At 41.5% G+C, this 17,654-nt stretch carries 10 protein-coding genes; all 10 read right to left on the minus strand.

The genetic code is table 11. The annotated features are described in order from the left end of the window. Nucleotides 1-62 precede the first annotated feature (62 nt). Genes N482_RS09985 through N482_RS10030 form a run of 10 tightly spaced genes read right to left on the minus strand, consistent with a single transcriptional unit; the run spans nt 63 to nt 16,804 of the window. Nucleotides 63-4,082, minus strand: a complete 4,020-nt coding sequence (locus tag N482_RS09985; RefSeq protein WP_063376899.1) for a non-ribosomal peptide synthetase — start codon at nt 4,080-4,082, stop codon at nt 63-65. 13 nt (nt 4,083-4,095) lie between these two features. Further along, nucleotides 4,096-9,132, minus strand: coding sequence for a non-ribosomal peptide synthetase (locus tag N482_RS09990; RefSeq protein WP_063376900.1), 5,037 nt, complete (start codon nt 9,130-9,132; stop codon nt 4,096-4,098). A 53-nt stretch (nt 9,133-9,185) separates the two neighbouring features. Then, on the minus strand, nt 9,186-9,395 hold the full coding sequence (locus tag N482_RS09995; protein ID WP_063376901.1) for an MbtH family protein: 210 nt from the start codon (nt 9,393-9,395) through the stop codon (nt 9,186-9,188). A gap of 19 nt (nt 9,396-9,414) precedes the next feature. After that, nucleotides 9,415-9,936 carry a cupin domain-containing protein gene (locus N482_RS10000; protein ID WP_063376902.1) on the minus strand — a complete coding sequence of 174 codons (522 nt, stop codon included), beginning with the start codon at nt 9,934-9,936 and terminating at the stop codon, nt 9,415-9,417. A gap of 40 nt (nt 9,937-9,976) precedes the next feature. Further along, on the minus strand, nt 9,977-10,786 hold the full coding sequence (locus N482_RS10005) for a PhzF family phenazine biosynthesis protein (RefSeq protein WP_063376903.1): 810 nt from the start codon (nt 10,784-10,786) through the stop codon (nt 9,977-9,979). A 24-nt stretch (nt 10,787-10,810) separates the two neighbouring features. Further along, nucleotides 10,811-11,962 (minus strand): fatty acid desaturase, encoded by a 1,152-nt coding sequence (locus N482_RS10010; protein WP_063376904.1) that lies wholly within the window; start codon nt 11,960-11,962, stop codon nt 10,811-10,813. Nucleotides 11,963-12,010: 48 nt separating this feature from the next. Continuing rightward, nucleotides 12,011-12,688: an iron-containing redox enzyme family protein gene (locus tag N482_RS10015; RefSeq protein ID WP_063376905.1), complete on the minus strand. Its 678-nt coding sequence runs from the start codon at nt 12,686-12,688 to the stop codon at nt 12,011-12,013. A 30-nt stretch (nt 12,689-12,718) separates the two neighbouring features. Next, the gene (locus tag N482_RS10020; RefSeq protein ID WP_063376906.1) at nt 12,719-14,641 is read right to left on the minus strand and encodes a SidA/IucD/PvdA family monooxygenase; all 1,923 of its coding nucleotides are present in this window, start codon (nt 14,639-14,641) and stop codon (nt 12,719-12,721) included. Between the two features lie 9 nt (nt 14,642-14,650). Further along, entirely contained in the window at nt 14,651-15,610 is a 960-nt protein-coding gene (locus N482_RS10025) for a fatty acid desaturase family protein (RefSeq protein WP_081227868.1), read from the minus strand. Between the two features lie 30 nt (nt 15,611-15,640). Continuing rightward, nucleotides 15,641-16,804, minus strand: a complete 1,164-nt coding sequence (locus tag N482_RS10030) for an amidinotransferase (protein ID WP_155730555.1) — start codon at nt 16,802-16,804, stop codon at nt 15,641-15,643. Nucleotides 16,805-17,654: the final 850 nt, after the last annotated feature.

Raw genomic sequence — 17,654 nt, forward strand, 5'->3', positions numbered from 1 at the left:
CCTTAGTTATGAATTACGGCTTAGGTGCCTGCATTTAAAGGCACCTAATTCATTGATTATTATTAAAGTGTTTCGAAAGCTAATCGGCTCTCGACAATATTCAAGAGTGTCTCTGCTAGTTTCGGAGAGTGATTCTCATCAAAAATGGTGTAATGATTTCCAGGGATGCTATGGCACTCCATTGCAACTAAAAACTTAGACCAATCTTCATCTTTAGAATATGAAGATGAGAATGTTCTCCCGTCATGGACAAGGCGTTCTTGCGCAACCAAATAGTCAACCTCATGCGGATAAGCTTCAGGTTTGTACTCAATAAAAACTTGCTTATTTAAGTCAACAATTTGCTGTAGCTCAGTAGTAAATTGCGCTGGAGCCTCTTCTCCATTTAGTGCTCTAGCTTCATCACCTAGCACGTCAGTTTCATCTATTACTTTTACGACGAATTCAGCTTCTGAGCGGTCATCAAGTAGCTCTGGCGGCATCCAAGTATCAATCATGATTGTTGACGCAATATCCACGCCTTCTTCATGCCACTTTCTGGACATTTCTAAGCCAACGCACCCACCCATAGACCAACCAGCAATAATGACAGGGCTATTTCCGCGCACGTTATCGATAAGAAATTTATAATAATTCGCCATATCCTCAATTGTGGTGAATGGCATATCCGAAGGCACTTTAGTTGGTGATTGCAGCACATACACCGAGTATGCTTCTTTTAGATATTCACTTACTTTTAAGAACGGGAATAACACCCCACTGGCAGCGTGAATAAATACAAACATTGGTTTACTGGCGTCGGGGTAAATCGGCGCCAAACATGATTCTTCTTCAAGATCATCAAGCATAGCTGATAGTTCTCGAACTGTTGGATAAGTAAAAATATCGGTAAAAGATGGACGTTTACCAAACTTTTCATCGCATTCAAAAGCGAGCTTAAATACCAACAAAGAGTTACCACCAAGGTCAAAGAAACTGTCCGTGACGCTGATATCTTGACATTCAAGTAACTCCTCAAATATCTCTTTCATTGCCACTTCACGTTCATTTTCCGGCTGGACAACCTCTTTATCGGTATTAACGCCTAAATCGTCCCAGCTAGCTAAAAGTTTGGCCCTATCAACCTTCCCGTTTAAATTCAGCGGGATTTTGTCCATAACGATAAAGTGCGGTGGTATCATGTGCCCAGGCAACATGACGGCTAAGCGCATTTTTACCTCTCGCTGCATATCATCAGGCAGCATGCCTACTGCTATGTCTTTGTCATAAGGCACGACGTAGGCAATTAAGGTTTCTCGACCGCCAACTTTATGTGCAATGACTGAGCATGTTTCTACCCACTCAATCTCCCCAAGAATTGACTCAATCTCTCCTAGCTCTACACGCATTCCTAGGATTTTCACTTGATTACCGGCTCGCCCTAAGTGTTCCAATACTCCATCATTTCTATAGCGACAAATATCACCCGTGTTGTACATCCTTGAACCTGGCTCACCATATGGATCTGGCACAAAATGTTCTGCTGTCATAGCTGCCTGCGCGTAATAACCTCTAGATAGGCCAACTTCACCAGCTAAATATACGTTGCCAGGGACACCGACAGGTAACACCTTCCTGTCATCATCCAGTACGTAAAGCCTAAAGTTGGCAGCTGGTCGTCCAAGCGGCACGACTGGCGAATCAAATTCAGGCTGTATCTCCATATCCGTCACACAACCCGCTTCTGTTGGGCCAAAACAGTTGATTAACTTCCCTTTTAGTTTTTTATAAGACAACTCTCTAATTCTAGGAGTAACTGGTGCACCACCACACAAAATCCATTCGAGCGTTGAACATGAATCCCCCTTCACCTGCTCAAGCATTGCTTCTAGCATTGCTGGGATCATGAACAAAGTAGTGACTTTATGCTCGTTTACTAACGAGATGATATGATGTGGATCTTTATGTTTATCAATTTCAGGAATGACTAATTTCGCACCAAAGTACAGTGTCCAAAAAATCTCCCAGATGCTGACATCAAATCCATATGAGGTTTTAAAAATATTTGCCCCACCCTCAACCAACGGGTAAGATTTATGTAACCAAAGTAGTTCCGCAATCGCGCCATCAACCTGATATTCAACAGCTTTTGGTCGACCTGTAGACCCAGACGTATAAAGCAAGTGAATTAAATTCCTGCTCGAACCACCACAGTCAAAATTGGTATCAAGTTGATCTGACCACTGTGCAGAGTCCGTTTCAGTATTAATAATAGGGCCATTCCAATCAGTGATCTTGGCGGCATTTTTACTGTCCACAAATAGGAATGAAGGTTTAGCTTCTTCCAAAATATACTGGATTCGCGCTGCTGGGATCTCAGGATCTAATGGCACATAACATGCTCCTACTTTACAAATTGCGTAAAGAGTTATGAACATATCTATTGAACGGTCCATGCATAGTGAAACATAATCATTGCGACTGACGCCGTTACTTTTGAGATAGTGCGCCAGCTGGTTACTTTTGCGATTAAGCTCATCATAGGTCAAAGAAGTAGACCCACTAACCAATGCAATATTGTGAGGCGCACGAGCAACCTGCTCCTCAAAAGGTTCCGTCATAGTTTTATAACTGTGGCTTGGTTTCTCATATGGATTTAAATCCCAAATGATTTTGCTCGCTTCCTCCTCTGCTACGATTGGTAAATCAAAGATTTTCTGTTTCGTATCTTTAACTATCTCTTGGAGCAACTTAGTATAAATCTGAACAAAGCGTTCAACAGTATCGTGATCAAAAATCCCCAACGCATACTCAAAAAACGCCGTGATATTGCCGCTAGGCTCTTGAGTTAACTGCACTGTAATATCAAACTTTGCAGACTCTGAGTCCAACTCAATTTCCCATTTAGATACACCCTCAGATTCTTCAAGTCCTGCTAAAGATTCATCATACGCAAACATTGTTTGGAACACTGGGTTATACTGAACATCACGTTTAACTTTGAGTTTACTGACCACCTTTTCAAACGGTACCGATTGATGCGTCAATGCTTCACCGACATTCTGGTGGACATTCTCTAGTAGTTCTTCGAATGTTTCGTCGCCTGAAAACTGAGTGCGCAGTGCCATGGTGTTCACGAAACATCCCACCATATTTTCTACCCCTAGGTCATCACGACAAGCAAATGGGGCACCAACAACAATATCCTTCTGGCCTGTTAGTCTATGCATAAGAACGTTGTATACCGTCATGTAAAACTCAAATGCCGTTACGTTTAATCGTTCTGCGACTTGTTTTACTGAACGCGCAAACTCCGCATCATATTCAAAATTTACAACGCCCCCTTTTTTAGTTTTCGCAGCAACTCTCGGTCTGTCTTTAGGTAAATCAAGTACAGATAGATCCCCACCCAGCTTATTAGTCCAGTACTCGATATCTTGCTCTGGTGAGTGAGCGGTTAGCGCTTTGTTGCCAACGTAATTTAAAAATGTTTGCTCTGGCGCTTCAGCCAAAGATTTACCAAACAATAATTTTGCAAAGTCGTCATACAAAATGCCTAATGACCAGCCATCAACAATAATGTGATGAAAAACAAAAGTGACGAGTGTCGTATCATCGGGCATGTTCATTGCTACAACGCGGAACAAGGGGACTTCATCCAAACTGAAAGGTCTAGAAACAGATAAATTACCAACTCTTTCAGCCTCTGTTCGCGCCTCTTCTAGAGCCAACTCAGAAAAATCATGCCAAATCAGAGGAGCTTTTAGGTCACCCACAATGCGTTGATATGGTTCTTCATTTTGCTCAAAAACTTCTATGTTTAACGCGTCATAACGTTTCATTAACTGCACAATGGCAGTTTCTATTTCACCTTTTTCTACTGGCCTAGCGAATTTAAGGGCTGTGTATGTGTTATATGCTGTGCTATCTGGATCAAGCTTGTTGACCAACCACATCCCCATTTGTGATGAGGTCAATCGAATTTCTGTAAACTCTGTCTGCGATGCTATCGGCTGCTCAGCCGCAATTTGCTGCCCCTTAGTGAATTGCTCTAAGAGCTGTTTTTGCGCATCACTTAAGTGCGCAGTGTTCTCTACTGTCATGGTTATTTCCCTACTAGTTTAGTCTTGTTAGATAGTTAGCGACTTCTTGGTCAGACATCGATGAAACGAAGTTGAAAATGCCTTGCTCGAGTAAAGCTGCCATAGCAGCGATCGTTGGCGTTTTGTAAAAATCGTTAATCGAAATCGTTATGAGATATTTTTCTTTAATAATATTATTGACTTGGAGCAGCTTTAGAGAATTACCACCAACAATATTAAAAGGATCATTCCGGCCTATTGATTCGACTTTGAGTACCTTTGTCCAAATCTCCAACACACTTTGCTCAAGAGTTGTCTCAACGGGTTCAAAGCTACTTAGCGCTTTGTAGTCAGCACTTGTTGGTAAAGGTAAATTGCGGCGGTCTAACTTACCGGAAGGTGTTAAAGGCAATGCATCAAGTTGTATGTATGCTGCAGGTAACATAAAGCTGGGAAGTTTATGCTCCAAAAACTGACTAACTTTTTTCACCGCTTTACTTTGCTCAGATACGACATAAGCCAACAGTTCTTTTTGTCCGTTTTCAGCAACATTTACATTCACAGTGCAACTGTTCACCAACTCATGTTCCATCAAAGCCGTTTCAACCTCAGCGATGTCAACGCGGCAACCGCGTATCTTTACTTGGTTATCTATTCGGCCTAAATAAAGCATAAAACCATGTTCATTTAAGCAAGCAAGATCGCCCGTTGCATAAAGCCTTTCCCCATATTCCAAGCTATATGGGTTAGGAATAAACTTGTCTGCTGTTAATTCTGGGTTGTTTAGGTACCCTCTTGATAATCCACCAACTCCTGCAACATACAATTGTCCCGGAACATTAATTGGCACTGGGTTGAGCTCATCATCTAAGATAAATAACCGATAAGCGCCTATTTGATATCCAAGAGGTGCACTACTGAACTCTAATGGTGCTTCTTCCGCCCACCAGCCAGCTACCTCTGAGGTTTCAGTCTGACCATACAAATTATCGAGCTGTACTGCATAGTGCTGCCTGCATTCATTAAATAGTCGGCTTGATACCGCCTCTCCGGAGAGACTAATCCACTTTAAGTTGTGCTCTGGCAAAGGTATATTTGCTTGCAAAAAAGCCTCTAGCATTGAGGGCACAAAGTGCACAAATACGGTATGGTGGCTCGTGATAAGCTGGGCAATATGCTCTACATCTGACTCTGCATTAGGCGCCGACATCAGTACCGTTGCACCCGACATTAGAGGACCAAAAATCTCCCAAATTGCGACATCAAATATCAATGGGGTTTTATGGACAACCGACTCCCCCATTTCTAATGGATATCGTGTTTTAAGCCAACTTAAGCGAGTCATTGCACATGAGTGGTCAACAACAACCCCCTTGGGTTTGCCTGAAGAACCTGAGGTATAGTAAATAAAAGCAGCATTAAGTATGTGTATGGGTAAGTTTAAGTTTTTATGCTGCACTCTAGACTCAGGGCAGATTATGTTTACGTTTAAACTGTCCAAAATTTTACGCGTAGAGTCTGAGGCAATAATTAGGGGAGGTCGTGCGTCTTGGCAAATTTCTTCAAGTCGGCCTAGAGGTGCTCTTGGATCAAGTGGAATGAACGCTGCGCCAGCCTTTAAACTCGCCAGTAATGCCACCGCGAGGTCAAGTGAACGTTCAACACATACACCGAGAACATCACCTACGGCGATACCACTGACACATAACTGCTGCGCTAAATAGTTTGCTCTTGCATTCAACTCAAGATATGAAATCGACTCGTTTTCAGTTGCTATTGCAGTGGCGTTTGGTGTCTTTTGTACTTGTTCCTCAAAGTACTGATGTATTGGTTTCAGGTCCTCAAAACATGCGCTTTTTTGATTAACAGCATTAACCACTTCAGTCGCATCTTCACGACACAACATGCTCAAAGAGTTAAGTAGCTTATTGGGGTTACGCCCAACATCTGCTAGTAAGTTTTTAAACCCTTTTATAAATGCTTTTGCGGTGGCTTTACTCCAAACGTCCGTACTGAATTCTACCTCTCCTGTTGCAGTGCCAGCTTCTAACCTCAGTGAGAAAGTCAAATCCATTTTTGCCGTGCCGCTATGGCACAGTTGTTCTATAACTTCGATGTTATCTAACTCAAGCCTTGAAGACTGCTCACTAGCTTCTAAAACAAACATATTTTGAAACAGAGGGTTAACACCAGGTGGCCGTTCAATTTTCAAACCGTCGATAATGGCGTCGAAAGGTAGCTCCTGATTAGCGATTGCACCTCTCATTGATGCACTCACTCGTGCCAATACATCGGCAAAATTGCTGAGATCAGACATATCGGTGTAAATAGGCAACGTATTTGCGAAAAAGCCCAGAGTACTCTCATCAACCAAACGGTTTCTGCAAGCCATCGGTACTCCCGTAATAAGTTCATCTTGCTGAGTTACCCGATACAGTGTCGAGATATAGCAAGCTAATAAAACGTTAAAAACGCTTGTTTTATATTGATGGCTTAACGATTCAACTCGTGACATTTCATCCTTATTTAGGTGAATAGGCTCTATATCACCTGTAAATGTTCTCGCTTCTATATATTGAGAATTGTTCGCTATATTGAGTGTTGGGATCTGAGTGGGTAGCTGCTCTTTCCAATAGTTAAGCTGCTGTTGTGCATGTTCTGACTTCAACCATTCTGACTGCCACTGGCTATAACAGACGTACTGAGAAACGACAGACTGTGCTTGAGTAGACTGGTCTTTGTATAAAGCACCAAGCTGTTCAAAAAACACTTCGTAGGAGATAGCGTCACAGGCGATATGATGTACTGAAACAAACCAGAAAAGCAGCGAGTCGCTTACTTTAATAATGTAAGAATGAACAATATCTCCATTCTCAATATCATGGCTTTGTTTGGCACAATTGTTCAGTAAATTCATCGCTTCCTTCTCGCTGGCAGCACTGAAAGTTGTGCTTTTATAAGAAGCGTTGGGCATTATATTTTGCCACAGCTGATTATCTTTCCACTCAAACCCTGTCCGTAACACTTCATGCTTTTGAATTAACAAATTAAGTGCTTGTTCAAACCTACTTATATCCAAGTCGCCTTGTAGTTTGAATGCCAGAGGCATCGAGTAAGTTGCACTTTGTGCTTGTGTTTGCATAAGAAACCAAAGCCTTTGCTGAGCATTCGATGCCAATTGACTATGCTTGTTGTTTGGTTCTTCAGCCGTGATTGTGTAGCTAGAAGCATTTTCTATTCGCTCAATTATATCTAGCTCACATACATCGTTCTCACATGAATCTTCCACCTCTTTAGCTAAGTTGTTTACAACTTGTTTCAAGTTTCTCAATGATAAAGGATTGGGCAATTCCGAATATGTGATAGTCCAGCCCAGCGCTTCACTCAGGTAGGTAAGGAATTTCAGGGCGTTTAGTGAATCTGCGGTATAGAAAAAGTGCTCATCTTCAGCACCGTTTGGCATACTTCCAGTGACCCTAAACCATAGTTCAGCAAGTGCTCTTTCAATGCCGAATTCAGGCGGTATAGGATTATTAGTCAAACTACTTTTCTGCTGGTACATTTGCTCAAGTAACTGCTTATTAATTTTTCCATTGATAGGATTGAGTGGAAAGTTTGATGTAATAACAAAATCAAGATAACGCATGCTTTTTGGTAGGTGTTGAATAGCAAACTCTCTTAGCTCGCTTTCCGCTAGGGCATTTGCACAAATATAGACAACCACTTTTTTCTGTGGACCTTGCTCAAACAAAGTTGCAAAAGCCTGTGATACTTTTTGGTGTCTCAGTAGTACGCTTTCTATTTCGCCTAACTCAATACGATGCCCCATAACCTTGACTTGGTTATCTATGCGACCAATGAACTCAATGTCACCGCGCTGATTGAACCTAGCCTGATCACCGCTCTTATACATACGCTTGCCGAGTGTAGAGAACGGATCAGGTAAAAAAGCCCCGGCAGTAAGGCTGGACTGGTGCAAATACCCTCTTGAAACACCTTCACCTGAAATATAAATCTCACCTACTTCCTGACCAGAGACAGGCTCTAAATCTTCATTTAAGATATAGATATGAGCGTTAGGCATTGCCTGTCCAATAGGCATTACCTCATAATTGTAAGTGCACTGTGGTTCATGCGAGCAACAGAGAAAGGTTGTTTCTGTCGGGCCGTAATCAAATATCCATTGAATCTGTTGGCTTTGAGGAAGCTGACGCCAAACATCAAACCTATCTAAAAGCAGCTTTTCTCCACCGACACTCATTAAACGCAAGCTCGTTGGCCACACTTCTTCACACTGTGAAAACTGGTCAACTAACGCATGCCAATAGGATGTTGGTAAACTGATTACTGTGACTTGGTGTATAGAGCTAAACTGACATAGCTCTACAGGAGAAAGGACCTCTTCTGGCGAAATCACAACTGTAGCGCCAGCAATTAAGGTTGGAAATATTTCACCAATCGACGCGTCAAAACAGATAGATGAGAACAATAAAACCTTATCGCCTTTCTTCAAGCAGTGCGTGTCTTTTGCTGTCAGGCAATAACTCAATAAATTTTTGTGGGTAACAGCAACACCTTTTGGTGTTCCTGTCGTACCTGAAGTGTAAATACAATAGGCTAGATTTTCTAGCAACTGCTGCTTCAATGCGGCTTTGGAACTATCGCCCACCGTATCGTTTGTGCCTATTATTTTTACACTTAGGGCACTAACAGTGTCGTATATGACCCCTGTTGAGTGGTTTGTAACCATGACCTCAACAGCCGCATCTTTCAATATATGTTGAATACGAGCTTGAGGGTAATCAGATTGTATAGGCAAATAAGCTGCGCCAGACTTCAAGATACCTATAACGGAAACAATTAATTCTATTGATCTTGGCACGCAAACACCTACTAGGTCCTCAGGTGTTACTCCTTGAGCCAACAACGAATCACATAAAGCATCTGAACGCCTGTTAAGTTCTTCAAACGTCATCGATTGGTCACCTTCAACCAATGCGATTGCTTGTGGTGCAATTTCTACTTGTTGTTTAAAATAATCGATAACCGTCAAGTTAGATCTATCTGACATAGCAACCCTCTGCCTAATTACTCGTTAATGTATATGTATGAAACTCGGGCTTTTTAAGCCATAGCTTCACGCAGCGAAAGTGGTCGCATATCAACCCACACTTTGCCTATATGCTCTAAACATGCTTGTTTAGCTCCGCTTTTACCCTCTGCATTCCAACCGGCTGGAATTTCCTTGTGTTTGGGCCAGATTGAGTATTGCTCTTCGTGGTTAACTACCACTAAATACTCAATTTCGTTGCTAGATAAGTTGTTGTTACTCATATTTTTTTCCTCTATATACTTAATTGATTGTTTTTAATGCTTTTGAAAAAATAACGGGTGGGACAGGTTCTCCGTCATGTAAATCCTCACTTTGCAACGTGCCCACAGTCCTTAACCCTCGGACCATTGCTTTACCTGTATCAGGATAAACACACACCTCGTTTTTGGTGTTCATTCCCGCACCGATATACACAAGGTCCTCATCAAAAGGATTAGCAAACTGATGCCCTATTTGAGTGCCTGCGGGGCATGAAATGCAGTCCCCTGGACCAACAACTTGATACTGCTCGCCATAGCGAAAGACACCTTTACCAGAGAGAATGTAAAATGCTTCATCTTCATTCAGGTGGTAGTGAACTGGACAAGATACTTTCCCCTTTTCGACTCGAGTGAGGTTCATACCTAATCGAGCACCTGAAGAGTCGTCCAACATTGGTGTAATGGGTTTAAAGCCAGTACCCCAAACGTCTTCAACGGATTGGTCCTGCTCTTCTATGTCTTCAATATTGACTACATTGGGCAGTTTCAGCTCATGTGACATTTGTTGTTCCTTTAAAGAGTTCAAATCGGTTTGTTAATTTCTAAAGTTGGATCGTGACTCTTAATTTGCCCGACCCAGCAACGGTGACAGTATTTTGGTTTAGCTTTACGGTTAAGCGTCCGCCATTAGGTGATAACTGCCGTGCTTTGAGGTGGTTTTTAGTAAGTTTTTGCCCCCAGTAGTGCGCAAGTTCGCAATGTGCAGAAACACATACTTGATCTTCGTTAACGCCCATTTTTGGAAAGAAAGCACGAGAGACAAAATCGAGTTCAGGGTTTTTTGAGGCCGCAGTTACAATGTGGCCTCGCCCTGGATATGAAGCAAGCTCTTTAAAGTTAGGCTGCACTGTTCTTACAGCCTCTTCTGAGTCGAGCTCAACAACAATATCTTCCTCCCCCACACTTACCCCAATGATTGATGCGTTCAGTGCTTGCTGTAAGCCAGCCGGAATATCCGTAGGGAATACATCAAGTCTTGGCAAGACCATATGAACCATGTTCTCGATAAATAGGGTCGTTAAATGGAACTTGCCCGCAGAAAATGTAATCTTTGCGCTGCTGTGCACTGCGCCAAGCTCATACAAATAAAAAGCAGCGGCCACAGTCGCGTGACCACAGATATTGAGTTCTTGGGTTGGAGTAAACCAGCGAATTGCAAACTGTTCTTTACCGACCTGCCAAATAAATGCCGTAGTTGGTTGCTCGATATGTTTTGCGATATCCAGCAATTGCTGCTCGTGCATAGATCCACCTTTTAAATGAATCACACCTGCAGAATTACCTAGACAGTCTTTGTCAACGAAAACATCGATGATGTTTGCTACCGGATTGAGAGGAGTTGCTGCATTCATAGTTGATACTTCTTATTTGCCCAATTATTGTGAACTAGCTGTTTTGCTATCAAAGCGTTTTGGTGGATTGGTCACATGGCTGAGGCTTTCAAACATCTTGTCAACAGCAGCGAATGCTCCCCATACTTCGTTGTAAGGCGGCTTTCCTTCGAGTCCTTCGTCAATGTCCCACTGACGCGCATAAGCAGCGATAGGCCAATTGGCTGTCCTTGGGTAACGATGATGGAAGTCATGCGCAGGCAAGTTTCCAACGAGCACGAAAATTCGCATCGGGAAGTGATACAGGCACATCTTGAGTATCCATTTACTCCACTGGTATAGCGCCTTATGAATTGCTAATCCCCGCTCTGGAAGAGCCTCTCCACAAAATCGTGCCCAAGTTGCTGTCGCCTGTCGGTCATTAACACCCCATGCTTCATCAGGCGTACAAAGCCACATATGTTCTCCTAAACGGTCCATCGTGATACTAATTTGGGTAAGGATCACAAGTGGAATAATCAGCCCAAAAATAAGGATCTCGATACCGTGTTCAAAAAACACAGCTATTGCAGCCCACATAGAAAGCCAAGCAAAGAAGAAACAACGCCTCCAAAGTGTGCTTTTCAAGTTGCTGATTATTCGGTTCTTAATATTCGAGTAATAAAACGCTGGTGAAAGAAACGTTTTAATAGTTTGAATCCATAGTTGACGTTTCGATTTTCCTGGCTCAATACCAATGTTAATCAGCCACTGTACCGGTGGATCATCTAAAGTTGCGAAACTATTGTGATGGTGATGCTCCTTGATGTGCTCATCAATAAAAGCATTTGCATCATCAAAGATAGTCAAGGCTGTAACTATTTCTGCAACAGCCATGTCAAACTTAGAGTTTCCAGAAAACCTTTTATGAATACACTGATGAGCTACGACCAAAATCATCACTCTGCCACTGCCCAACGACAAAGACATGCCCAATAAAAGCGCGGCAGGCCAATACGCATATCGGTATTCCAATGATGTGATAGAAAGGCATGCACCGCCAAAAAAGGCGAGTAGCGTTAAGACCAAATATGAAAGCCATGTATGGTTAAATACGGGCTTTTGACCAGCAAGTGCACAGCCAGTAAACCAAGTCCAAAAACCTTGTGACCATGCTGGAAACCTGTTGAAAGACTCTCGTACATATGAACTTGACATAGTACTCCTCACTTTATCCAATTATGATTATCTTTAACTGGCCACAGGTTATGCGGCAGCGGAAGCAAACATCGTTTGTTCGATTTGATCGAAAAAATCAATCCAGAGTCGCCAAGCATTGTCTGCTGAAGCGCTTACTTGTTCGAATTCATCAGCATCAACCACGCTCATCAGCGAGTTGTCAGCCTCTTCGACATGATCAGGTTCTTGAATAAGGTGGATCTCTACCCACGGCAATCTCTTCTTACCAGTGACTTTTTCAACTCCGATACCAATCGATGAAACAAGCGCTAAATCAACTACCTCAGTGGCAAAAATAAAACCTAGCGCATCTGCCTTATTGAATGACGACTCTTTAAAGCCTTTCAGCAAAGCGACTGTTTCTTTGCTACCAGCCATTTGAGTAACATCCTTAATATCAAAACCAGCTTTGGTCATGGTGCTGATATAGATGCTTTCGTGAGACCGACGAGGTTCGCCATCCCCTACCTCTTGATTCAAAATTTTTGTGATCGCACATTTCGACTCGATTGTTGGCAATGTTGCAATGCAGTTAGCTAAAAAGGTTGGAAAATAATGCAAAGGGTGCCACCACTGGCCTAACATGTAGGCTACGTCGTCCATTTCATAACCCCCTTCTTTCAATCGCGAAAATAGAGAGTGGTTCTGCAATTCCATTCGAAGGGGATTGCTATTGAGTAAATTGCTTAAATTATCGTTCATCATGCTTTTACCTTTTTTATGATTATTGAAGGCTTATGCCGACTTCTGACTCACTGCCGAATTCGGAATAAAATTAAATAAACCGCCATATTTGTGTGTGTTTGATCTATATAACTCATCGTTTGCTAAGTTTTGGTCCATCACATCTCTGTCTTGTGATAACTTCGCTCGTATAGCTATATCCTTGATTTCAATATTGAAACCTATAATAAAGTCAGATAACTTCTTAATCCGAGGATCCGCTTTGCTTAACTGGTAGCCATACTTATCATGATGTTGGGAGATGCTTTGTAACCCAGTCACTAATTCTTGAGAGGTAGAGACTGGTTCAGCCAAACCTGTAATATGTACCGATATCGAATTCCATGTTGGTAGCTGATCCGAGTTGTATACTCGCGGGGAGATGTAGGTGTCTGGTCCATGGAAGACTATCTTGCAATCACCTTTAAATAAGCTCTCTATTTGTGGATTTCCTCTATCCATATGGCCAAAGAGCACCTCGTTCCCCAACTTGTCTTTAGAGTAAATGAGCGGTAGCTGAGTCACATGTGGCGCACCGTTTTGTGCATTGGATACCAGTGTTGCAAATGGGAAGCTTTTAATAAGAAACAGGGCTAGCTCTGTATCATCGGAAACATGACGTCGTGGGGGATATATTCCACTCAAATTAGCCGATGTTTGGCCAACAATACTTTTTATTATTTTTTCAGAGCGCATTGGTAAGAGTGACAAAAGTGTATCACTTAACCCCATGGAAGACTCTGTTAAACCTTGTAGAAAAAGTCGGCCGCGAAACCCATCTGTAAATATGGCTGCATGCTCTTTTGTTACTTCTGGTTGACCGTGGGCATTGATGGATAATTTTCCTTCAAATCCAGCAAACATCACCTTATCAAGCTCTCGAATGTAACCCGTGGCGAGCACAACTAGGTCTGACGAATACTGACTAGTCAAATTATTACTCACGTTCCTGAGCGATGAGACAGCCTTATCACCATCTAGCTGGATAGACTCTAACTTGGTAAGCCTTTGGATTGAGAATCGATGTTCACCAGTTACTTTTTGAGCATATAAAATGTCATATAATTGCTCAAGCAGGCCAATTTCTACGACGCTGTAGTTAGTGCGTTGTAAATCACACATCAATCGTTTCTTGGTCGACTCTGAGCTTTTAAAGAAAAACTCAGATTCGTCCGAATTAAAGCATTCATTTACAAATGGCGATGCCTCTGAAGGCTCTAACGCATACTTAGAGCTAACCAATTTAACTTCACACGATGGGTAATGCTCTAGTAAGTAAACACATATTTCTGCCGCACTTTGCCCACTACCAACAACCGCAAAGGTATACTCGCCATCTTTATTTGGACATTTACTATCTATTTCCTTTAGAAATTCACTTGAGTGGATCACATGCGATTTCACTTCTGCGCTGTTTTCAACCCAATTGGCTTTGCCACCTGGGGCATGTATTACATTCTTAGTAATGTATACACGCTCTCCTTCAGGGTGAGCAGCTACCACCTTAAATACATCAATTTGTGCTCCCTGCTGATCTTTGGCTTTAACCATTTCGACTGATTTTACATAGGTGTCGTAAGCAACTTTGCTATCAAAGTGCAATGCGACCCAACTCAAATAGTCTTGGTACTCAGTACGCGTAGGACTAAACTTAGCCAAGTTAACAAATGCTTCTAACCTGCCTTTTGAGCGTAAGTATTCCAAAAATGAGAACTTACTCTTTGGGTTTCTAAGCGTGACAAGATCTTTTAGAAAAGATATTTGTAGCCTAGAGCCGTCAATCATCATGCCCGGATGCCATGAGAACTTAGACTTTTGCTCTAAGAACAGGCTCTTTACGGAACATGGCTGCTCTTCTTCAGCTATCGCAATGGCCAGATTTGAAGGCCCAAATCCAATCCCAATATAGTCATAGATACTTTCTTTAGTCATCATCTATACCCACTATTTATAGTTTTTAGTTGTTGTATTTGCAGGATATTTTATTTCTAACCGCTTTCTTTCATGGTCAAACATGCCTAGTAATGCGGGTAGTGGTGAAACGATCCTTTGTTGATTTTTCGAATCTAGCTCTCTTCTTATCAAAGGTGCTTTCGTCCAATGAGTAGAGGCTTTGTAGTGATGTTCTTGATGGTAACCATCATTAAACGTCAAGAAATTGTAGAGCTTGTTGTAACAACTAACAGAGTCTGCATACTTGTTTTCGGGTAACGCACCAAAGTGTTCATAGAAATTTTGTATATTTACTAGACACAACGTTAAGAAAAATGACACTGTGACGTAGACCAGTGCGGTACTAGGAGCAAGAGAAACAAGCAAAATGATATGTACAAATACGATTGCTCTTTCTATTTGCATATACCTTTTATTTTTAGAGGCTGTTTTCCCTTCTTTGCCGAGTAACTCTTTCGTACCTTTATTGAATACAGCCCACCCTTTATGTACAGAAAGCATTGCAACTAGCCAGCTACCTAGGCTGCTACAGGCACTCTTTACCGCGTAATCTAATAAGCTTTGGTGTTTGTTAGTGGTGCCTAAAAATGTCGTGGACATATCTTTCGGCTCAGCTCCGTCAATAGACCTATCATTGTTGTAGCGGTGATGGTTCTTCACGTGGCTTAGCCGATACTCTGTCATCGACTGAAGCGTGGTGACTGAGCACATCCAAAAAGTGATACGAGATAGGGTATTACTTTTGAACCAAGCCTTATGAACTAATATGTGCCCAATTACGAGAACAGAATAAGTCATTGATATTGTTAGCAATGAAATAATCATTACCTTTGCAGGCAACGATGATCCCCCCCAATATTGAAAAGCCACAAAGGGGAGGCAATACTGTAAACACAAGACTGAAAAAGGAAAAATATCCTTCCAAGTTTCTTTCCAAACCACGATAAGCATCCTTTAGGGAGTTTTATAAAAAAATACTCTTTAAAAATAAGCCTCTAGAGTGCCTTTACGTCTCACGTCTAAGGTGCAGCAGTGAAATCCACCACCTAATCGGTTCAAGTTCAGTAGTGATACTGGAATAGGTTCGAAACCCCAACTCTCTAAAGCGCGCACCATATTCATATCCTCAGCCTCAACAAAAACTTGCTTCTCGTTGAGCATCAGTGTGTTTGCTACAATCCAATTGCTGCACATAGTAAAACTGTTAGAAATATCAATTGTTGGCTCTGGCGCGACCAGAATCTCCCAGTTTTTAAACATGGCAGGAAGGTGCTTTATACGTTCAGGGTTTACGAGTACTTTTCCAGGAGCCATTGGACAAAAAGTTGCGTCAATGTGCATGGGGTGAGTATCGTTAACTTCGAGTACATGGACATTGTAGTCACTACCTAGATGTCTGCGAAGCCACTCAATTCCAAACTCGTTTGTCACGTTACTTTGCTGCGCGAAAATATCTCGTCCACACCTTGCAAAATCTGCAGCATCGAAAACGGGTTCGAACTCTGTAATGCCATACCTCATTTCTTCAATTGATTGAGGTGTTTGATAGTCTTTTACGTAGAGACTATCCGACAGTTCAGGTTTGGGCGCAGCTGTCCATTTAGCTCCTCGATTAAAGTAGTCTTTTAGCAATGTTCTAAAAGGAAATGCCTCATAATAACGATTGCGCCAACACATTGGAGCTTCAATAATCTCGTCACCAAATACAATCAGACCATCTCGCGGCATTGCTGAATAGAGACTTCCTTGCGCATGCCAATCAGGCGTTGAAAAAGGTCGATTCTGCTGGATAGAATCAGGTCTTACGACAGTTAAACCATTACCTGCGAGAATATTTGCAAAATTGTCTAGCTCTTCTTTCGCCTTATAAAGCATCTCTTCTGGAAATAATGTACCGCCCTTTTCTTTATATAAATCCCATCCGATTTCAGGCATAGTCGACTCAATACAAACGCTCCACTCTGGAATTAACATTTCATCGATGCGGCCAACTATGACTTCTTCCAATGGATCCCACTCGTTGTGAGAATTCACTACTGGCTGCAATTGGTTCTCTGTTTTTAAGGTAATACTTCTATTTATTTGTTCACTTTCTTTAAGAAATATATCTTGAACTTCATTATTTTTAAGTGCTTCGAGCAACATAATAATCTCCGAGCTAGTAAGTAGTTACCTCATAAGAAACCTGTTGTTCACTTTTACCTAAGCACCAGATAACTATGAAGTTTGTAGGAGAATTATCTATCTACAAGTGGTAAATTCACACCATTTTTAAAGCCTTAAAATCCTTGGTTTATACGTGCAACTATTAAAGCGAAGGAGATTAAACCACTGAGGTAATCAACCGGATGTGCAGAGGGTAGAATGGAGAAAACCTAGACGAAAAAGTAAAAGTCTATTTTATTCCTTGGTTTTCTATTGTTATTTATCGTCTAAACTAGGCTTTTTAATAAAAAAGACTTTTAAAATCACAAAATTTTAAATCAAAAATAGCGTCTAAATTAGTTATGTACTCTAGTAAAAATTTAAAATTGCTGTGGTCCAATAAACTCGAATATCACTTTAGGTGGTATGAATGCCAATAAATTAATATAACTTCCCTATAAGCTGAAGCAGTTCAAAAGTAGAACTTCTATTAACTAAAAAGGAAGTTTTGCAATGAGAAGAAGCAAATTCATTGAAAAGCGGCTGGTTGGCATGATCAAAAGCTGACTCTGATATACCAGGTACAGAAATCTGCAGAAAACACACGTTGGTTAAATCATATTTTATAAATGGAGTTCTAAATATGATTTTATGGTGTTAATCATTTAAAATTGTTCTAAGAGGAAAAGCTTACGCTTTAAGGTATGTTTGCAACACTTAACCTAATACACTTAATACTTGAGGAAATCATTTCAAGATAATTGTGAACGCAAGTAAGCACACAATAGCTGTGAATAGGCCTACATAAAAGGTCAATACGTGTGGTAACCCCCCCTAAAAATAACAGTCC

The organism is Pseudoalteromonas luteoviolacea NCIMB 1942, assembly GCF_001625595.1.
Classification (GTDB): Bacteria; Pseudomonadota; Gammaproteobacteria; order Enterobacterales; family Alteromonadaceae; genus Pseudoalteromonas; species Pseudoalteromonas luteoviolacea_A.